This window comes from Streptomyces sp. NPDC054842, assembly GCF_053611025.1.
This window is the reverse complement of sequence record NZ_JBSGZN010000014.1, coordinates 151,058-170,176: the sequence shown is the minus strand read 5'-3', so window position 1 is coordinate 170,176 and position 19,119 is coordinate 151,058. Positions and strand designations below refer to the sequence as shown.

Annotated in this window: 16 protein-coding genes, 2 tRNA genes and 1 pseudogene; 10 read left to right on the top strand and 9 right to left on the bottom strand. The window is 70.4% G+C overall.

What is annotated here, in order from left to right; translation table 11 throughout:
* The 3 genes and pseudogenes from ACWGIS_RS14230 to ACWGIS_RS14220 form a co-directional block, all read left to right on the top strand.
* A pseudogene (locus tag ACWGIS_RS14230) lies at positions 1-216 on the top strand (long-chain fatty acid--CoA ligase); the annotation flags it as partial.
* 295 nt (positions 217-511) lie between these two features.
* A complete protein-coding gene (locus tag ACWGIS_RS14225) occupies positions 512-940 on the top strand; it encodes a hypothetical protein (RefSeq protein ID WP_453362677.1) in 429 nt (142 codons plus the stop codon).
* A 9-nt stretch (positions 941-949) separates the two neighbouring features.
* Entirely contained in the window at positions 950-1,642 is a 693-nt protein-coding gene (locus tag ACWGIS_RS14220) for an SMI1/KNR4 family protein (protein ID WP_453362676.1), read from the top strand.
* A 193-nt stretch (positions 1,643-1,835) separates the two neighbouring features.
* Here the strand turns inward: ACWGIS_RS14220 and ACWGIS_RS14215 are convergent, their stop codons facing one another.
* The 3 genes from ACWGIS_RS14215 to ACWGIS_RS14205 form a co-directional block, all read right to left on the bottom strand.
* On the bottom strand, positions 1,836-3,068 hold the full coding sequence (locus ACWGIS_RS14215) for a helix-turn-helix domain-containing protein (RefSeq protein WP_453362675.1): 1,233 nt from the start codon (positions 3,066-3,068) through the stop codon (positions 1,836-1,838).
* Between the two features lie 831 nt (positions 3,069-3,899).
* A complete protein-coding gene (locus ACWGIS_RS14210) occupies positions 3,900-4,499 on the bottom strand; it encodes a DinB family protein (protein WP_453362674.1) in 600 nt (199 codons plus the stop codon).
* Between the two features lie 155 nt (positions 4,500-4,654).
* Positions 4,655-5,353, bottom strand: coding sequence for a hypothetical protein (locus ACWGIS_RS14205; RefSeq protein WP_453362686.1), 699 nt, complete (start codon positions 5,351-5,353; stop codon positions 4,655-4,657).
* Between the two features lie 724 nt (positions 5,354-6,077).
* Between ACWGIS_RS14205 and ACWGIS_RS14200 the strand changes: the two genes are divergently transcribed.
* The 4 genes from ACWGIS_RS14200 to ACWGIS_RS14185 all read left to right on the top strand — a co-directional run bounded on the left by ACWGIS_RS14200 (position 6,078) and on the right by ACWGIS_RS14185 (position 8,838).
* Positions 6,078-6,266 carry a hypothetical protein gene (locus tag ACWGIS_RS14200; RefSeq protein WP_453362673.1) on the top strand — a complete coding sequence of 63 codons (189 nt, stop codon included), beginning with the start codon at positions 6,078-6,080 and terminating at the stop codon, positions 6,264-6,266.
* Between the two features lie 94 nt (positions 6,267-6,360).
* Positions 6,361-6,433, top strand: a tRNA-Cys gene (locus tag ACWGIS_RS14195).
* A gap of 5 nt (positions 6,434-6,438) precedes the next feature.
* Positions 6,439-6,510: transfer RNA gene (locus ACWGIS_RS14190), tRNA-Pro, on the top strand.
* Positions 6,511-6,513: 3 nt separating this feature from the next.
* Positions 6,514-8,838, top strand: a complete 2,325-nt coding sequence (locus tag ACWGIS_RS14185; RefSeq protein ID WP_453362672.1) for a hypothetical protein — start codon at positions 6,514-6,516, stop codon at positions 8,836-8,838.
* 89 nt (positions 8,839-8,927) lie between these two features.
* Here the strand turns inward: ACWGIS_RS14185 and ACWGIS_RS14180 are convergent, their stop codons facing one another.
* From ACWGIS_RS14180 to ACWGIS_RS14160, 5 genes are all read right to left on the bottom strand, one after another.
* Positions 8,928-9,536, bottom strand: a complete 609-nt coding sequence (locus ACWGIS_RS14180) for a hypothetical protein (protein WP_453362671.1) — start codon at positions 9,534-9,536, stop codon at positions 8,928-8,930.
* Complete coding sequence (locus ACWGIS_RS14175) at positions 9,536-11,074, bottom strand: ATP-binding protein (RefSeq protein ID WP_453362670.1); 1,539 nt, start codon at positions 11,072-11,074, stop codon at positions 9,536-9,538. Before ACWGIS_RS14175 ends, ACWGIS_RS14180 begins: the two co-directional genes overlap by 1 nt.
* Positions 11,071-11,754: a response regulator gene (locus tag ACWGIS_RS14170; protein ID WP_453362669.1), complete on the bottom strand. Its 684-nt coding sequence runs from the start codon at positions 11,752-11,754 to the stop codon at positions 11,071-11,073. Before ACWGIS_RS14170 ends, ACWGIS_RS14175 begins: the two co-directional genes overlap by 4 nt.
* A 23-nt stretch (positions 11,755-11,777) precedes the next feature.
* A complete protein-coding gene (murJ, locus tag ACWGIS_RS14165; protein ID WP_453362685.1) occupies positions 11,778-13,328 on the bottom strand; it encodes a murein biosynthesis integral membrane protein MurJ in 1,551 nt (516 codons plus the stop codon).
* Between the two features lie 146 nt (positions 13,329-13,474).
* Positions 13,475-14,671, bottom strand: coding sequence for a lipid II:glycine glycyltransferase FemX (locus ACWGIS_RS14160; protein WP_453362668.1), 1,197 nt, complete (start codon positions 14,669-14,671; stop codon positions 13,475-13,477).
* Positions 14,672-14,886: 215 nt separating this feature from the next.
* Here ACWGIS_RS14160 and ACWGIS_RS14155 point away from each other — a divergent pair, with 215 nt between their 5' ends.
* Positions 14,887-16,089, top strand: a complete 1,203-nt coding sequence (locus tag ACWGIS_RS14155) for an Ig-like domain-containing protein (RefSeq protein WP_453362667.1) — start codon at positions 14,887-14,889, stop codon at positions 16,087-16,089.
* Between the two features lie 226 nt (positions 16,090-16,315).
* On the opposite strand, the gene ACWGIS_RS14150 is transcribed toward ACWGIS_RS14155, so the two are convergent.
* Positions 16,316-16,744 (bottom strand): VOC family protein, encoded by a 429-nt coding sequence (locus ACWGIS_RS14150; protein ID WP_453362666.1) that lies wholly within the window; start codon positions 16,742-16,744, stop codon positions 16,316-16,318.
* A 576-nt stretch (positions 16,745-17,320) separates the two neighbouring features.
* On the opposite strand from ACWGIS_RS14150, the gene ACWGIS_RS14145 reads away from it, so the two are divergent.
* Positions 17,321-18,514 (top strand): ROK family transcriptional regulator, encoded by a 1,194-nt coding sequence (locus ACWGIS_RS14145; RefSeq protein ID WP_453362665.1) that lies wholly within the window; start codon positions 17,321-17,323, stop codon positions 18,512-18,514.
* A 156-nt stretch (positions 18,515-18,670) separates the two neighbouring features.
* A complete protein-coding gene (locus ACWGIS_RS14140; RefSeq protein ID WP_453362684.1) occupies positions 18,671-19,114 on the top strand; it encodes a lasso RiPP family leader peptide-containing protein in 444 nt (147 codons plus the stop codon).
* Positions 19,115-19,119 lie beyond the last annotated feature (5 nt).

Here is a 19,119-nt window from a genome sequence, read left to right as displayed (position 1 = left end):
GCTGTCCCCGCGGGTGACATCGGCTGGCCCACCGCCCCGAACGCCGTGCAGGCCGGCGACATCGGCTGGCCCACCGCCCCGCAGGCTGTCCCCGCGGGTGACATCGGCTGGCCCACCGCCCCGAACGCCGTGCAGGCCGGCGACATCGGCTGGCCCACCGCCCCGCAGGCTGTCCCCGCCGGCGACATCGGCTGGCCCAAGGTCGCCTCCGTCTGACCGCGCACGGGCTCTACGCCCGCTTCGTGACGCCCCCGCCGGCCACCGTGCCGCAGCGGGGGCTTCGACGTTGCGTGAGCCGGATGGACGTAGCGCGATCGCCGATTGACGGCAGCTGCACCGGGGCGGGAGGCGCCGACACCAAGTCCGCCACCCTCCGCAGCCGACGGTCCCTTGGACACCTCAGCCGGCGGGACACCGGACGGATTCGGCCCGCCGTGTCCCCCGTGACACCGGCAGGCATAGTCCCGACGTGGTCCTCGCGTCCTTGTCAGTGCCAGGGAACGGGAAGCACATGGACCCGCAGGAGCACGAGAGATACCGGGCCTTCGTCGACGCCCGGTGGGGCGCACTGCCGCGTGTGGCGAATCTGCTCACGGGCGGCGATCGGCACGAGGCGGAGGGTCTTGTGCAGATAGCCCTCATGAAGGCACTCGGCAGGTGGCGGCACACCGATGACCCGGAGGGTTATGTACGCAAGGTGACGTACCGCCGCCGGCCGACCACGGTGGCCACCTTCCCCGGCCCGAGCGCCTACGTCGGCACGGACGACGGCGCCGTGCTACCGGCCGGCAAGGCCGATGGCTCCCACGGACACGGCACATTGATCCGGGGCGACCTCGGTTCGGGCAAGGTGGCGCAACATCGCGTGGACGCCGTTCCGGCAGGCGTGGTCGCCGGAGCGCCGCAAAATCCCATGCCCGTGGCCTCCATGTCCCCCTAACGTGTGCCCATGACTGAGGACATATGGGCGGGAGTGAGGAAGCGGGTACTCCGGCTGGGCGAACACCCCGAAGCAGACAGGGTCTTCGGGGCGCGGGGCCACGGGTTTCGACTGACTCCGTTCCTGAGCGAGGGTGAACTACGGTCGCTTGAAGAGGAGTTGGGTACCGGCCTGCCGGCGCAGTACCGGAGCTTCCTGATGAGCGTCGGAGGCGGAGGCGCCGGCCCCGACTACGGTCTGATGACGCCGGTCGTGGGTGATGACGGGTGGCAATGGCGTGGTGTCGGGCTCGCCTACCCCGGGCAACCGACAACCGCCGAGTTCGCCGGGCGGCCCTTCGCGGCCGAGGCACTCCAGAGCGAGCTCGACCTGCTCGAGGCCCAGGAGCCCGCACAAGACGCTTTCCCGTCCGAGGATGCGTTTCGCCGCGCTCACGCGGACTGGGACGCCCGCTACGAGAAGCTGAGCGACGACCAGGAGGCAGGCGCGGTGTTCCTCAGCGAGCAGGGCTGCGGCTACACGTCACTGCTGGTGATGACGGGGCCGCACCGGGGTGCCATCTGGGAAGACCTGAGACCCGCAGACGGAGGAATCCAGCCGTCCGGGCACGACTTCGCTGCCTGGTACCACAGATGGCTGGGGCGCGCCGAGCAGCAGCTCGGCGTCACACCACCGGCGCATGAACACGGGGGCCGCCCCTGAGGCGAGGTCACCACCTGATGAGCTGAGCGACTCCGCGCTGCTCAGCCACTTCCCGGACATGTACCGCTGCCGATGGAACGCCACCGTCCCAACGGCTACGAGGGCGGCACGGAGGACCTGGCCCGATGCACCGTGGAACGCGCCGGCGTCCGCCGCACCGCGCGACCCGACCACCGGGCGAACCGCATTGCGGTCAGGTCGCGGTGGTCGCCTGTCGCGAACTGTCGCCTGCGGCAAGGGATTCGGCGAGGATGCGCCAAATCTCCGCAGCCAGATCGATGTTGGCGTCGGCCTGGGCCTGCTCGGCAAGGACCCGCAGCCCTTGAACACCACTGCTGTCACCGGACCGAATAAGCAACTGCTGGCGCAGAATGTCCAAACGGACCCGGTCTCGGTAGGTCATCCGCGGCTCCACCTCGGCGAGCTCCCCGAGCAGCACCCGGGCCTCGTCGTACCGGGCCGTGAGGAAGGCCAGGTCGGCTTTCAGCGCGGTCAGTTCCTGACGGAGACCGGCCGTGCCGACGAAAGCGAGGGCCTGCTCAGCCGCGCGGGCACATTCCTCGGCCGCCGCCGGATCGGCGGGGAGCTTCTGCAGGTGCAGCCGCCCCGCCGCAAGACGCAACCGCAGCCACAGCACCAGATCTTCCGCGCTGTCGAATCCCTCCAGCGCCTCCTGCAGGAAGCCCTGTGCCGCCTGGTGATCCCCCTGACGCAGCCGCACCGCCGCGGCCGTCCACATCGCCTCCGCCCACAAGGCATCCGAGCGCCCGGCCACCAGCCCCACCAGCTCGTCGGCGTGAGATCGCGCGTCCGGCATCCGGCCCGCCTCGGCTTCCACCGACACCAGTGCGAGCAACACCCCCGCGCGATCCTCCACGTCCACGCCTCCCTCTCTCGCAAGCCCGTGAGCGGTGGTCGCGGCCTCCAGCGCGGCGGGGATCTCACCGAGCGAACGCAGACAACGGGCGAAACGCGTCAGCCCCCGCACCCGCAACGCCACCAGCCCGACCACCTCGCTCAGCTCCACGAGTTCCGCGAGGTCCTCACGCTCCCCCGCGTGATCACCCTGCACTCGCCGCCGGGCCGCCAACTGCCACAGCGCCTGCCACCGCAACACCGGCGACTCGTGCCCCTCCGCCCCCAACGCATCCCGCAAGGTGTCCAACGCCGTATCGGAACCCGTGGAAGCGACGAGCGTCAGCGCATTGGCAAGAGATCCGCCGGCAGGCTCCTCGAAGTCCGACACGTCAAGTCCCAGCCGGTCGGCCAGAAACATCACAGCCCGCTCGGTGGGCTGGCGGGCCCCCGACTCCAACCGCGACAGATACCCCGTCGACATCCCCTCCCCCACCAACGCCGACTGCGACAAACCACGGGCCACCCGCAGACCGCGAAGACGGCGGCCAAAGGCAGGCTGACGCAACATAAAACCAATCCCTCACAAACACACACGCAGAGGCAGGGGCAGAGGCAGGCGCAGAAACAGGTCAGGAAGCGAAAGCGAGCGAGGCACGGCCCGTGGCACGGACGCAAGCCGAAGCAGGCAAAGGCACAAACGCAGGCACATGCAGGGAACCGCAGGCGATCGGGGCAAGAGCAGCAGCAGGCACGGACAGGGGCAGTAACAGTCCGCGGGGAGAGACAGTTTCACGGGACCGCGACCGCCCCGAGCGTAGGCGCCGGGCAACCACCCGGCAATGTTTTGCCACACTCCCTGAACCCCACCTCGTGCCAACCTCACGAGACCTTCATGTGTTTCTCAAGCGGACTTCGACCACCTAGGGGCAGCATCTCAAGCAGCAATGGCACATCCACGCCCCCGACCACCCAACCCCCCGCGGGAACCGTTCTCGTTCACCTCCACGGGAGACACCCATGACACCCTCGGTTCCCCACCGCCGCCCCACCCGCCGCCACAACCGACCCACATCACCACCCGCCGACCCCGCCATCGCCGACGAGGACGACATCGGCTGGCCCAAATAGCACTCACCACCGCCACTTGCCTGCCATGCGAGGCGTACGCGGGCGCTGCCATGAGTGCCGAGGACGCCGGACATGGAGACGTATCGGCTCACCGAGGTCGCGAGCCCTCGGCTCGCTCACAGCCGCTCGTCACACGGAGCGGTCGCACCACCCTGCGGACGAGCAGCGGACTACGGCAGCAACGGCGCGGCCGGCCAGCGGAGTTCAGCAGACCCCGGCCGCTCCGATCGGTCAGCACCCACGACCGGCGTCGACCTGCGCCGACACCAAGTCAGGTGAGACGCCCCTGAGCCTTGATCGGCGCAGCCGACCTGGCGGCCTGCTCGATGTTCGCGCAGTGGGCTGCACGGGCTTCCTCATCGATCGGCTGCTCGTGTTCCGGGCGCAACCCGGTCCGGCCGTCCAGGCTCTCGCGCAGGATGTCGGCGTGCCCCGCATGCCGGATGGACTCGCCGAGGACATGAACCATGACGGCGAACAGATTCGTGCCGGCATGCGGCTGCGGCCACCACGGCACGTGGCCGGGGGCGTCGAGGGAAAGCTCATCGATCGTCGCGTCCGAGTGTTCCCAGGTGCGCCGGTAGAACGCGGTGATCTGCGCGCGGGTCTCCTGCTCGGTCGCCCACAGATCGCTGCCGTCGGAGTCCTGCCATCGGGTCAGGGGTTCCGGGGAAGGGCGGTCGAAGACCTCGCCGAAGTACCTGGCCTCGACGGTGGCCACGTGTTTGACCAGGCCGAGGAGGTTGGTCCCGGTCGCTGTCAACGGTCGGCGGGCGTCGTACTCCGACAAGCCGTCGAGCTTCCAGAGCAGCGCCTTGCGGTCCCGTCGGAGTCTCCCGTGCAGGTGGTCTTTCGCGAACTCATCGATCATGCGGCTTGAGCCTGCCATGGGCTGCTCGTGGTCTCAAGATCCCCATGTGGGTCGCAACGACTGCCAGAGCCGAAGTCTGCCGCCGCCCTGACCTGCTGCAGGGAGCTCGCGGGGCACCGGATCGGCTGCCCCGCGAACCGGCGTCCGGTCTCCGCCTACTCGGCGGCAAGTTGCTTGAGGTCCACGATGTCGCCTGCGGAGGGCTGCTCGGGCTTGACGGGCTTGTTGTAGTCGCTGAACGTCGTCGACTCAGGCTGGGAACCACCCGTGGTGGTCGCCTTGAGGATGTAGGGCTTCCCCTCGGAGGCCACATACAGCGTCCACGTCTTGCCGCCGGACTTCTTCACCAGCTTCACCGCCGGTTCGCCGTCCACCGACGTGCTGCCCTTCTTGGACATGCCCTTGCGCTCGGACTTGTCCTCGTCCAGGGCGGCGAGCAGACCTTGCTTGTCACACAGCCCGCCCAACTGGTCATCCTCCGCGGGCACCTTCACCCACTTGTCAGCGACCTTGGGCACCACCTTGTCCGCGCCGGCTTTCTGCTTCAGGCTGGTCCGCCAGTACTTCTCGTCGCCCTTGAGATACAGCGTCGCCCCTGTATGCCGTACCTCCGCCCTCGCGCCCTCCTGCGTGAGCGTCCCCTGGCAGTTCTCCTCCTTGTCGACCGCGATGTCGAGAGCCAGTAACTCGCCTCCCGCCTGTCGCACATTGCCCTTGAGGCGCATGGAGTCAGCCTGCTGAGTGGCCTTGACCGCCTGATCGGCCACCTCGTCGGCAGACTTCCCCTTGAACGCCTCCTCGTCACTCCCGCCACACGCAACCAGGCTCAAGGCACACACGCCCGTCGTCGCCACTGCTGCCAAGCGTCCCGTCCCTCGCATCACACCCACTCCTCAGAGGGCCACATGCGCGCCCCCGGCAAGCGCCCGATCCCGATGATCACGGCGTGAAACACCCGTCTTCCCCACCGGTCACCCACAACACGCGGTACCTGGCATTCCGGATATGCCGCGCCTGTGCGTCCAGCTGACCTCAACGAGCTGCTTGCCTGCTTCGCGCCCTGACCGCGCTTTCAGTCGCCCTGGCCTATCTCGGCGAGGCCACACTGGTACCCCCTCGACAGGCCGGACGGACGGACCTCATGGACCGGTAGCGCCGCCGGAACTGGTCAGGCGATGGCCGTCCGACCCCACCATCGCCGAAACTGGTCAGGCGATGGCCCTCCGACCCACCCCCTCGCGTCCTCCAGCCCAGAAGCCGACTCACCTGCCCGACCGGATCCCCCGCGAGGACAGTGCGCACCGTGGCAGGATGACGGCATGCTGATCCGAAAGGCGGATGCCGCGTAGGCGTCCGAAAGGGCTGCGCGCCGAGCGTTGGCGGCCCCGACAAGGTGTCCCGGTTCGCCGGATCCGCGGTGTTTCCGCGGCGACTCGCGTGGCGATCCGGAAGTCGGAAGAAGAGCACCTGTGGCCGGGGGCTGTCGCCGCTGCCCTGGCGGAGTGCCGACGCTATCTGGGGCAGCCCGGGCGCGTCCTGCCCGATCCGGTGATGGGCTGCGACTGCTGTGATCCCCTGGTGGCGCGAGACCGTCTGGAGGATGTGCTGCTGTGGCTTCCCCGTGGTGCTCGCGCCGATCTCGGCAGGCTCGTCGCCGAGTTGGACGCCGAGTTCGACCGCAGGGCCGTCTCCCTCGGCCCTCACCTCGTGCTGGCGACTCCGTTCAGTGCGTGTGGACATTGGCGCAGGCGGTTCATGGAGATCTGAGGGTCGTGGACGCTGCGTCCAGGCTGTTCAGGACTGGCCAGGGGCGAAACACAGTTGTCCACACCGGCGTTGAGCGTCTACCTTCGAGCCTCATCGACGTGTAGCTCAGTAGCCAGAGCACCGGGCTGCAGACCCGGAGGGCGCAGGGGCGGAACCTGCCACGTCGGCTCATCGGCGTGTAGCTCAGCAGCAGAGCACCGGGCTCGGGACCCGGAGGGCGCGGGGGCGGCACCCGCCACGTCGGCTTATGGACAATGACGCTGACCAGCAGCACCTCGCAGAGGTCAACCCGGGCTACGCCTCCGGCCAACTGGCCAGGGCGCTCAGCACCGCCCTCACTCACGAAGACCCCGACACCCGCCGGCGCGCCGGGGAACGACAGCGTGCGTGGCGTTCCGTTCTGGCGGGCATGGCGAACGGCCTGCTCACCATCGGCTCCCGCACACCGGTCCGGGATCTGCCCGCGTGGGTGACACCCGAGGTGCTCCGGGGCGGCTTCGCCACCGGCGCGCCGAGCGCCGGCGGCCCCCTGACGGAGTACGAGGTGGAGGCCGCACGCCGCGCCGGGGTGCCGCAGGACCGGCGGGCGCTCTTCGCGTACTGGCTGTCCGAGGACGGGCTGGCACAGCTCTACGAACTCCTGGACGGCGGACGGTACGAGGTCACCGTCCCCGAGGAGGCCGCCCTGCTCACCGTGGCCTGGCTGGCCCGGGCCGGGGAGACGGAGGCGGCGATCGGACTCGTCGAGGAACTCGCCCCGTTCGCCGGACGGTTGCGTTTCACGCCCCGTCCCACCACCCGCCCGGCGCCCGACGCCGACGCCGTGCACCGGCGGACCGTCGCCGAGGCGGCCGACAGCCTGGTGCGACGGCGGACCAGCGAGGCGGTGGAGACGCAGCGGGAGGCGCTGGCCGTGTGGCAGCCATTCGGCGACGAACTGCTCGCCCACTGGCTGGAGACCGCGGACGCCGGTGAGCCGCTCCGGGTGCTGACGCGCACCCCCGACACCGCATGGCGCGAACGTGGGGCCGAACTGCTGCGTCGCTACCGTGACCTGATGGAGCGTCACACCTACTGCACCAAGCACCTCAAACCAAGGGAGAACCTGGGCATCCTGCGCGGGGCGCTGGAGGAGGCCGTCGCCGGACGGGAACCCGACGCGCGCCGCCTCGGGCTGCTGCGGCACGCCGTCGCGTCCATGGTGCGGCGACGCGGGCTGCCCGGCTCCACACAGCTCACCACGCTGCGCCGGGAGCAGGCCGCGCAGGCGGCGCTGCCCTCGCACCGTGCGCTGGCCCGGCTGGTGCTGCGCCGGCTGTCCGGGCTCGACCAGCAGGCGGGCGTGGCCGAGGTCGCGCCGCTCCTCGCCGACGTGAGTGAGGAGGAGGCCCGGGAGACGGGGCTGCCCGCGGGGGCGGTGATCCCGGCCGGCGTCCGGCGGCCCGTCGAGGCCGCGTTGAGCGCGCCCCTGAGCACCCTTGTGGAGCGCGGGGTCGTGCCGTCCGCCGAGGTGCTGGCCGAGCTCGTACCGCAGCTCGTCGCCGTCACCACCGCGCAGGCCTACCCCGACCCGGCGCTGCGCACGCTGGCGGCCGCGCATCACCGGGCATTCGCGGGCCGTCGTTCGCTGCTGCTGCTCAACCTTCAGCATCAGGTGCGGGCGGAGGAGCTGCCGTGGGTGCGGGCCGTGGCCGGGCAGCGCGTGGAGGGGGCAGCGGGTGCGGTGTCGGCCGTCGCGCTGCGGCAGCTCGGTGAGCTGGCCGTGCAGGCTTTCCCCGGCACGATCCTGCCCAATCCGCTGGTCCGGGAGCTGTCCCTGCTGGCCCGCCAGGCCGACCTGGGCGCTCCCCTGGTCGAGGAGCTGGCCGCCGACATCTTCATGGGCACGTTCACCCCGAAGTTCCTCGCCGCGGCCCGGGTCGCGGCGGAGCTGCTCGGTGGCGGCTCGCTCTACGAGCGTTACTACGCGATCGACTACGGGTTTGTGAGCGGCTTAGCGATCGCCGAGGCCGGCGAGGCGGTGACGACGTCGTACGGGGCCGGGATCTCGCCCGGGTTCGCGAGGCTGTGTGTCGAGCGGGCCGAGGCCGGCTCGTCCGGGTCGCGGCGTGCGAACGGGGCGGTGGCCGCGAACGGCAAGGTGATCGAGCAGGCGCAGATCCTGACGACGCACAACCTGGCCACTCTGGTCCACCGGGTGGGGATCGACCCGGCCGTGGGCTGGGAGGAGCTGGCCCGCCGCTGCTTCGTCACGGTGTGCCGGCTGACCGGGCGCGTGCACGGCAACCCGCGCCCGCTGAGCACCATCAAGGACGTGGCCTACGCCTGGCGCCAGATGGTGTTCCACCTGTCCCTGTGCGGCACCGCCGAGCGGGACGGCCTGCTGGGTCGGCTGCCGGAGGAGCTGGCCCGCCACCCCGCCCATGTCGCGCGGCGGCTGGCCCCCGCCCTGACCGGTCTGCGCCAGGTCGTCGAGGGCGGCCGGGCCGACGAGGGCGCCGGCCGTCTGCTCCTCGGCTGGACCACGGACGGGCACTGGCTGCGTCCGGACCCGGCGTCGGCGGCGGGCTGAGGCGGCCGGGGCACGGGCCGCGCTCCCCGGGGAGCGAGGCCTGCCGGTCGGTCATCGCGGACGTGCGGTGGGGGCGGATGCGTCCGACCTCAGGGTCCAGGGCTCGGCTCCGGAGCGAAGTCGCAGGTCCCCGACTTCGACGTACCGTCCGTGCCGGTCAGTCGCACGGAGGCCCGTATCTCGGCGTAGTGGCTGTAGGCGAGCGTGCAGACCAGCTGCTGGACCGCGGTCCGGTTCAGTCCGTCCAGGGCGAGGGGCAGCTCGGCCGTGACCTGCTCACCGCCGTCCGAGACCTTCACTTTGGGTGGCCGGTCGGTCGAGGCGGGGCGGAGTGACGTGCCGAGTCCCGCTTTCCGGTCGCGTTCGCCGGGGCCGGAGAGCAGCGCGGCGATCACCTTCTCCAGCGACGGGGGCGCGGTGTCCGTGGCGGTGGAGTTCTGGCCGGCGACCGTCAGGGCGTCGGAGCCGGTGTTCATCATGTACTCGGCGGGACGGATGACCGGGTGGAGCCGGCCGTCGCCGGTGTGGAAGAAGAGCAGGACCTCGGTCTCGTCGTCGAAGAACGCCTGGACGGAGGCGGGACCCCCCGCCTCGATCACGTCGCTCTCCCGGATGCCGCAGCCGCCGAGCAGCAGCACCCCCGAAGCGACGGCGACGGCGACCGCGCCGCTACGGCGGCACCCACGCGCACGCCCCATCAACAGCCCTCCTCCAGGTGCAGCGGTATCTCCACGGTGAAGACGGCGCCGCCCTCCGGAAGGTTCGCCGCCCGTACGGTTCCGCCGTGCAGCCGTACGTTCTCCAGGGTGATCGCCAGCCCCAGGCCGCTGCCCGCCGACCGGGTGCGCGCCGCGTCGGCCTTGTAGAACCGGTCGAAGATGTGCGGGAGTACGTCGGGGCGGATACCGGGTCCGCTGTCGGCGACCTCGGTGATCAGCACGGGCGGCCCTGAGGAGCGTCGCTCGCTGCGCAGGCTCACGCTGACGGGTGCGCCGCCGTGGCGCAGGGCGTTGCCGACGAGATTGGCGATGACGACGTCGAAGCGCCGCGGGTCGATCCGGGCGCGGATGCCGGGGGTCAGACGGGTGCGGACGCGGTCGTCGGTCCAGTGCCTGTTCTGCAGTGTCTTCTCGATGGTCTGCGCCACGTCGACCTCGTCCGCGTTGAGCCCGGCCGCGCGGGCGTCGAAGCGGGAGATCTCCATCAGGTCCTCGACGAGCACGGCGAGCTTCCCGGTCTCGGCGCTGACCAGGCGTACGGCCCGGGCGGTGTCGGAGTCCAGCCGGTCGGCGTCCTCGTCGAGGACCTCGGTGACGGCGAGCATGCCCGCGAGCGGGGTCCGCAGTTCGTGGGAGACGTCGGAGGCGAAGCGGCGGGCGCGGGCCTCGGCCTCGCGCAGCTCGCGCACCGAGGTCTCCAGTGCGGCCGCGGACTCGTTGAAGGTGCGGGCGAGGTCCGCCAGTTCGTCGCTGCCCCGTACCGGTATCCGGGTGTCGAAACTGCCGCTGCCCATGCTCCGTGCGGCTTTGCGCAGTTCGCGCACCGGGCGCAGCACGCTGCGAGCGGCGATGAGGCCGGGGATCAGCGCGATGGCGAGACCGGGCAGGGCACCGTCGCGAGCGGCTATGAGGAGTGCGTCGACGTTGACCTGTTCGTCGGTCATGCGTGTGACGGCGTAGAGGATGAGGCCGCTGGGCAGCACGCTGTCGGGGCCGGTGTTGAAGACGGTGGGCATGGCGATGGTCAGGTACGGCACTCCGTCCTTGACGACGCGTTCGAAGGCGCCGTGGGGATGGGCTCGTGCGGCGCGGCGCAGTGCGGGGGTGATCACGGTGGAGACGGGCTTCTCGCCGGAGGACGCCCGGATCGATCCGTACTCGGCGAACACGACCCAGGGGTGCGGCTTGCCCGCGCGGGCGATGCTGCGGAGGGTCTCCTCCAGCCCTTCCTTCTGCAACGGCAGGGCCCAGCCGGTCTGCTGGACCTGGTCGCGGAAGGAGGAGACGGCGGTGTCCTGGGCGGTCTTCAGCAACGCTGTGCGGGCCTCGCGGTAGGTCAGCGCCGAGGTGGTGCCCGCGCTGACGGCGGCGACCAGCAGGAAGGCCAGGACCAGCCGGGTGCGCAGCCCGAACGCCCGCGCCCACCCCCGCCGGGCGGGGGCGTCCGCGGTGCTCGTGTCGTCGGTCGGCCGCTCGGCGCCGGGCTTTTGGCGCGCGAGCCCGAGGCGGGAGGTCACAGGGGTCCGAAGCGGTAACCGAAGCCCCGCAGCGTCTGGATGTAGCGCGGGCTGCCCGCCTCGTCCTCGACCTTGCCGCGCAGCCGTGCGACACAGGCGTCGACCAGTCGGGCGTCGGCGTGGAAACTGTGCTCCCACACGTGCTCCAGCAGCTGTTGCCTGCTGAACACCTGCTCGGGGGCGGCGGCCAGATGTAGCAGCAGCTTGAGTTCGGAGGGAGCGAGCGGGATGCGCCGGCCGGACTTGGTGACGCTCAGGCCGGCGCGGTCGATGACGAGGTCACCGTGGACCTCGATGGCCGCCCGGCCCTGACCGGAGTTGTCGATGCGGCGGAGTACGGCGCTGATGCGGGCCTCGATCACCTCGGTGCGGGCGGGTTTGACGATGTAGTCGTCGGCGCCGGCCTCCAGGCCGATCACCACGTCGAAGTCGTCACCCCGCGCGGTGAGCATGATGATCGGCAGCTGGCTGTGGTCGCGGACCCGTCGGCAGACCTGCACACCGTTCATGCCGGGCAGCATGAGGTCCAACAGCATGAGATCGGGCCGGAATTCGGCCAGTGCGGCGAGACCGGCCTCGCCGGTGGCCGCCACCCGTACCTCGTGTCCACGGCGGCGCAGACCGAGTTCGACTCCTTCCCGTACGGATGGGTCGTCCTCGATGAGGAGCACGCGGGGCATGGGCAGTTCTCCCTCGGTAGTGGTCAGGACCGGGTCGGTCTACGGCGCAAGGTGGTGAGCAGGGCGTGGAGTTCGGTGAGCCGCAGCGGGCGGGCGAGCACGGCAAAGGTGAGCACGACGGCCACGGCCCCGGCGGTTGCGGCGGCGAGCGCTCCCGCCCGCGCGGCGACCAGCACGGCGAGGTGGCCCAGGAGGGTGGCGGGTACGGCGGCGACGAGGAGCCGTGCGTGCGTGCCGACGGCGGCCGAGCGCAGCGGGCGGGCGACGGCGAGCGAGCGGCTCAGTACCCGGGCGGTCACCGCCCACCCCGCGCACAGGGCCACCGAATAGGCTGCCGCCATGCCCGTCACGGCCCAGCGGGCGGGCAGCAGTTGGGCTGCCGCCACGGAGAGCCCCGCGTTGACGGCGACGATCACCAGATTGAGCAGGAAAGGGGTGCGGGTGTTGGACAGCGCGTAGAAGGTGCGGGACAGGACGTACTGCCCCGACATGGCGACGAGCCCGGGCGCGAAGGCCATCAGGATGCCGGCCATGGCCGCGGTGTCGTCGGCGCTGGTCCTGCCGTACCCGAAGACGAGGTCCATGATCGGCTGGGCGAGGGCGAGCAGCATGCACGCGGCGGGTACGACGGCGGACGCGGAGGTGCGCAGGGACCGGGAGACGCCGTGCCGCAGGGCGGCGGTGTCCCCGGCGGCCGCGGCCGCGCTCATCCGGGGCATCAGCGCGGTCACCAGGGACACGGTGACGATGCCGTGCGGCACGACCCACAGGACGTAGGCGCTGTTGTACGCGCTGTATCCCGGGCCGCCTTCGAGGCCGGCGGTCGTGGCGAGCCGGGTCGTGACCCAGTAGGCGGCCTGGTTGGCCAGCACCAGGAGCAGCAGCCAGAAGGCCGACCTCAGGGGGCGGGTCAGTCCGCTGCCGCGCCAGTCGAAGCGGGGCCGCCAGCGGAAGTGGGCCGCGCGCAGTGCGGGAAGCAGGGCGAGGGCCTGGACGGCGATCCCGGCGGTCGTGCCGCAGCCGAGCAGCAGCGTCTCGGTCGAACTCAGTGTGCCGCCGTCCGCGGCGAGGGCCAGGTAGAGGCCGAACACGGCGATGACGACGAGGTTGTTGAGGACCGGCGCCCACATCATCGCGCCGAACCGGCCGCGTGCGTTGAGGACTTGGCCGAGGAGGGTGAACAGCCCGAGGAAGAAGATCTGCGGCAGGCAGTACCGGGCGAAGGCGCTCGTCATCGCGGCCTGTCCGCCGCTGTAGTCCGTGTACGCGTCGACGATCGCGGGAGCCGCCCACATCGCGGTGACGGTGATCACCAGGAGGGCGGCCACGCAGGCCGTGACGAGCCGGTCGGTGTACGCGACGCCGCCGTCCTCGTGTTCCTTGGCTGCTTTGACGAGTTCGGGGACGAAGACGGCGTTGAGGGCGCCGCCGAGGAGGAGCATGTAGACCATCGTCGGCAGCGCGTTGCCCACGGCGTAGCCGTCGGCGGTCGGCCCGACGGTGCCGAGCGCCGCCGCGACCACGGCGGCGCGGGCGAAGCCGGTGGCGCGGGAGACGAGCGAGCCGGCGGCCATGACGGCACTGCTGCGGGCCGTGGACGTCCCCTTGGCAGGGGCGCCGCGGCCCGGCTGTCGGCTCGCGCTCCCGGCACTGTCGTCGCCTTGCCGTTCGCCGTCCGCCTGGGAGGCGCTGCCGTCCGCACCGGTCGGAGTGAGGGCGCTCACCGGCGGTTCAGATATGCCTGGAAGGCGCGGTACAGCGCCTGGTTGGCGGGGCCGCCCAATGCTTTCTCCCATTCCCCCAACGTCTCCACGACCTGGCCGCCGGTGCCGAGCTTCCACCGCAGCAAGCCGTACGCACGTTCGGCCGGGTCGAGAGTGGAGGGTACCCCGCGCATGTCGTACACGTCGGCGCCGAGGGCGTGCGCGTCCAGCATCATCCGCCACTGCAGAGCATTGGAGGGCCGCACCTCACGTCGGTGGTCGGCCGACGCGCCGGTTTGGTACCACACCCGGCCACCCACCGTGATCATGGTGTGCGCCGCCAGGATCTCACCTCGGTGGCGGGCGAGATACAGCTTCATCCGGCCCGGCTCCTCCGCGTTGAGCGCCGCGAACTGGCGCTCGTAGTAGGCGAGGGAACGGCCGAGACGGAACCCGTCGCGCTGCTCCGTGACCCCCAACAGCCGGTAGAAGTCGGGAAGTTCGGCGGCGCTGCCCACGACCACCTCGACGCCCTCCTTGCGGGCGCGCCGGACGTTGCGCCGCCACTCCTGGTTGAGTCCTGCCCACAGGTCCTCGGTGGTGCGTCCGGCGAGCGGTATCCGGAAGACGTGGCGGGGCTGGGCGTCGCCGCCGTCGGCGGACCCGTGGCCGCCGCAGCGGAACCACCCTCGCGCGCGCAGCCGTTCGGCGACGGCGCTGCCGAGCGGGTCGACCTCGCTGGCGAGCACGTCGCCCAGCCGCCGGCCGGGTCCGGCGAGGGGCTTCAGCGCGGAGGCGTCCCAGCGCCGGTACGCGGGTGAAGGACCCATCCGTACGGCGAACGCGCCCTCGTCGCGCAGATGATCGAGCAGCGGCGTGAGCCAGAGGTCGACGTCGGGGTCCGCCCAGTCGGCCACCGGTCCCTCGGGCAGGTAGGCGAAGAACTTGCGCGTGCCCGGGAACTGCCGCAGCAGCACGAGTGCCGCGCCGCTCAGCGCACCCGCCTCCGGATCCGTGCCCCAGCCGATGAGCCGGGCCCGCCAGCCCTCCTTGACGTCGGCCCAGGAGGGGCACTGAAGGAAGCCGGGGCGCAGGGCCCGGCCGGCGGGTGACGACAGGAAGGCACGGTACGCGTGCGGCGTGACCGGCCCCAGGGACATGGGTTCCTTCCCCGCTCGGGGGACACGGCCGGGTGGAACGAGCAGTGCTGACATGGTCCGGGCCTCACTCTCCTCCCCGGCTGGCGACGGGGACGCAGAGGATGCTCACAACCGCCCTTGACCGGTCCGCGCGCGGTATGTGACGGGCCCATGACCGTTTCTCACCAACCGCCGTCATAGTGCGGGAGAGTGGCTGACCTGGCCTTTTCCGGCTCTAGGGTCGGAAGTGTCCGCGCAGCACCGCGGAGTCGTCCGTCCTGGGGGTTTCCTTGCTTCACACACGTGCCTTCACCCATGTCCCGATCCGGGCAGCCGTCGCCGCGGCCCTGCTCGCGCCTCTCGCCGCCTGCTCGTCGAGTCCGTCGCCTGCCTCTTCGCAGGCGCCGCGGACGGAGACGTCCGCGGACCGGCCCGTCACGGTCACCGTCACGCCCAAGGGTCGGCAGGTCACGCCGGGCGGGCCGGTGACGGTCACCGCCTCCCACGGCCGTCTCACGTCGGTGACCGTCACGGACGCCGAAGGCCGGCACCTTGCCGGCAAGATCGCGGCCGACGGCCGGAAATGGGTCTCCGCCCGGAAGGCCGCCCCGGGCACGGCGTACACGGTCACCGCCGCGACCCGGACGGCGCGTGGCGGCGCGGCCACCACGAAGGCGTCCTTCACCACCATCCGGGCGGACAAGGTCAACAAGGTCGACTGGCGTCCGGGTGCCGACACCACCGTCGGCGTGGCCCAGCCGATCTCGCTGGTCTTCGACCGTCCCGTCACAAACCGCTCCGAGGTCGAGAAGCAGCTCCACGTCACCACCTCGGTCCCGACGGAGGGGTCTTGGGGCTGGATACGCGACTGGTCGGGCCGGGACCGGGTCGACTGGCGTCCGAAGTCGTACTGGAAGCCGGGGACGAAGGTCGTGCTCAAGGCGCAGCTGAACGGCACCGACTCGGGCGCCGAGGGCGGCTGGTTCGTGCGGGACTACACCACGGCCTTCACCGTCGGCACCCGCCAGATCGTCCGGGTCGACCTCGACCGCCACCGGCTCGCCCTCGTACGCGACGGCAGGACCGTGCGGAGCATCCCCGTCTCGGGCGGCACGCCTGGTGGGGACAAGCGCTCGTGGCGCGGAACGGCCGTGCTCATGGCCAAGGAGGGCACGATCAACATGAATTCGGAGACGGTCGGGCTCGGCGACGCCTACGACAAGACGGTCCACTATTCGATGCGGCTGACCTGGTCGGGCATGTACGCGCACGCCGCGCCCTGGAACGCCCCCTACTTCGGCAACACGAACCACAGTTCGGGGTGCATAGGCATGAGCGACGCGGACGCGGCCTGGTTCTACCGGCAGGTACGACCGGGCGACCCGTTCGAGATCACGGGCAAGGACACCAAGGGAGTCGTCGACCCGGGGAACGGCTTCGGCGCCTGGAACCTTTCGTGGACCGCCTGGCAGGAGAAGAGCGCGCTGCGGTAGGGACGACGGCGCCCACCGGTGATGACGCGGCTCGGCGGGGCACCCCGAAGGGCGGTCCTCAGCGGGTCGCGGGTCCTGACGATCGCCGTCACTCAGGGCGTCGGCTGCGATCCCGCGATGCCGGCCGGGAGCCTGTCACGCGTTGGTGACGGCGTTGACAGCACCTTGCCCGGCATCGCGTGACTGCAGGATCTCGCCCTCACGGGATGACTCCCGCCCCGTGCGCTCAGTCGATACAGAACTCGTTGCCCTCGATGTCCAGCATCGGAATGCAGGAGTCAGTGCCGTCGTACAGGGTTTGCACGTGTACCGCGCCGAGCGGGACCAGTCGCGCGCATTCGGCTTCGAGTACGGCGAGCCGTTCCTCGCCCACGAGTCCGGTGCCGACCCGCACATCCAGATGCACGCGGTTCTTGACGGCCTTGCCTTCGGGGACGCGCTGGAAGTAGAGCCGCGGGCCCACGCCTGAGGGATCCACGCAGGCGAACCATGCGTCCCGCTGCTCGGGTGGCTGCGCACGCTTGAAGTCATCCCACGTCGCGTACCCCTCCGGTGGCGGGGGTACGACGTACCCCAACACCTCGCACCAGAACCGAGCGAGCCGCTCAGGTTCGGCGCAGTCGAAGGTGACTTGGAACGTTCTGATCGCGGACATCGATGCACCGTACCAAGGGGACCTGGGGCCTCGCCGTTCGCTTTTCCCGGCCGGATCCCCCGCGGCCGTCGGGTCCCTGGGGCACCTGAACCACCCCTCCGTGACACGAACAAGGCCACCCGGACGACGCACGCTCGCAACCACGCACCGTACGCGGGACCGAAGTGAGACGGATCCCGACCTGAGCGAAAGCGATCTTCCAGCCGCAGTGGGGGCAGGTCTCGCTGCCTTCGCGTACGTCCTTTGCGACAGGGGCAGCCACCTCAATTCGCCCGCCGGCCCTCACCGCGAATCCTCCTGCACACCCGCGCCCGTCACCGGCTCCCACTGGTTCGATCAACAGGTGACCGCACTGATCAAAAGCGCCCACCTCGTGACTTTCTATCGACAATTTCAGCCAATTGCCGACCGTCATGGAGATCACAGACACACATAGGCGCTCTCAACAGCCACAGCGGCCACCCCACTGTCCCTTCACTATTCGAAGCCGAACCCGGTTCGAATTGAACGAACGGCTGATATTATGTCCGCTTCGGTCTAAAAAATCGAGATGCGGATACCGGGGCTGGGGGACCAATGGCGAACGCGGACGACCTGTTAGGGCGGTTACCGGCGGCCGGCCCCACCCGAGCGGCCAACCGCAGAAAGGTCCTGCTCGCCGTGGCGATCAAAGCAGGCACCCAGGCGGACATCGCGCACCGCACGCTTCTCTCACAGGCGACGGTGTCGGCCGCGGTTCGCGAACTCGCCGAGGCCAACCTCGTGCCCACCGCCAAGGAGCGCGGCAAAGTCTGCCTCTCCGCTGTGAACGACGTAGGCGTCGGCGTCCACCTCGGCTTCAATCACATGACCGTGGTCGCCCGCAGACTCGACAAGGAATACGACCAGGTGACCTCACGAGTCAGTTCGGAGGGCGTCAGCAGGGGCTGGCCCCGAGCTCTGCCGGAGGTCAGGCAGATGATCGACGAGGCCATCGAGGGAACGGGGCGGCGGCGCTCGGACGTGTTCTCCCTCGGCGTCGCCGTGCCCCGGATGATCAACCCGCGCACCGGCGACTTCACTCCGCCGATCCTGCCGCCCTGGCGGGTGGGTGACGACCCCGCCGGAGACCTGGGCAGGTGGCTGGGCGTGCGCGCCTTCATCGACAACGACGCCAACCTCGGCGCCTTGGCGGAACAGACCTACGGCACGCGGGAACACGCCGAGACCGTTGTCTACGTGAAGGCGTCGACGGGTGTGGGCGCCGGAATCATCGTGCACAACAGCGTGCTGCGGGGACACGGCGGCATGGCCGGGGAACTGGGCCACCTCACCGTGGACCCGCACGGCGCGGTATGCCAGTGCGGTGGACGCGGCTGCCTGGAGACGGTGATCGGCGCCGACGCGCTGATCGCACAGGTCCGTGCCGCGCGCGCCCGGAACAGCGCACCCCCGCCAGAGACGCTCGAACAGGTCATCGGAGCCGCCCAGGCCCAGGACGCGGTCTGCATGCGGGTGATCCACGACGCCGGCCGGCGCCTGGGGCAGTCACTGGCCCAACTGTGCAACCTGCTCAACCCCGACCTCGTCGTCATCGGCGGACAGCTCGCCCAGAGTCCCTTGCTGCTGGAAGGTTGCAGGGAGTCGCTCCGCCGTTTCGCGCTGCCGGGCGCGGTCGCCGAGGACTCCAAGTTCGTCCTTGACCTCAGCGAACTGGACACCAGGGCTGAAGCGCAAGGCGCCTTGATCCTGGGCCTTCGCGGCATGGAGCACGCGGCCAACAATTCCTAGACCCACCGGGTGAGCGCACATTTCACCCCGCCGCGGGCGCCCAGGGAGATACTCGATGGCCAGCCAGCCACCCAAAGCCGCTTTCTTCTTCGATGTGACACCCCGGAGCCAACGTCACCGCCCCGTTTCTTCAAATGAGTGGACGCCGCCGACCGAATGAGCCGGGGTCCCGCCCACGAACCCGACGGCCGGACCGGAAACGCTTCCGTCACGCGGAAACAAGGACGAGAACTGCCAGGCAGGAGCACCTGCGATCGCGGGCCGGTTCGACACCTGGTGCGGCTGGTGAATGGCTACACTTTGGGGCCCCGACGCGGCTGGTACAGCCGACGCACGCGTCTTTCCCGTTCCGATCCTTTTCCGGGGCAGTTGATGCCCCTGACCCGAGGCGGTCCCATGACTCACGAGCCTATTGTCGTATCCCCGCACGAGGATGGCGGATGCACGCGACAAGCGGTGAAGCCCGGAGCAATGCCGTCCCCTGAGCTACCGGCCGTCTATGAACCGCCGATGCTGGTCGACCTGGGTCATGTCCGTGAGGTGACGCTGGGCAGTTCCCCCAGCGGCAGTGCCGATGCCAATGCCCAGTACTACTACTGATATCC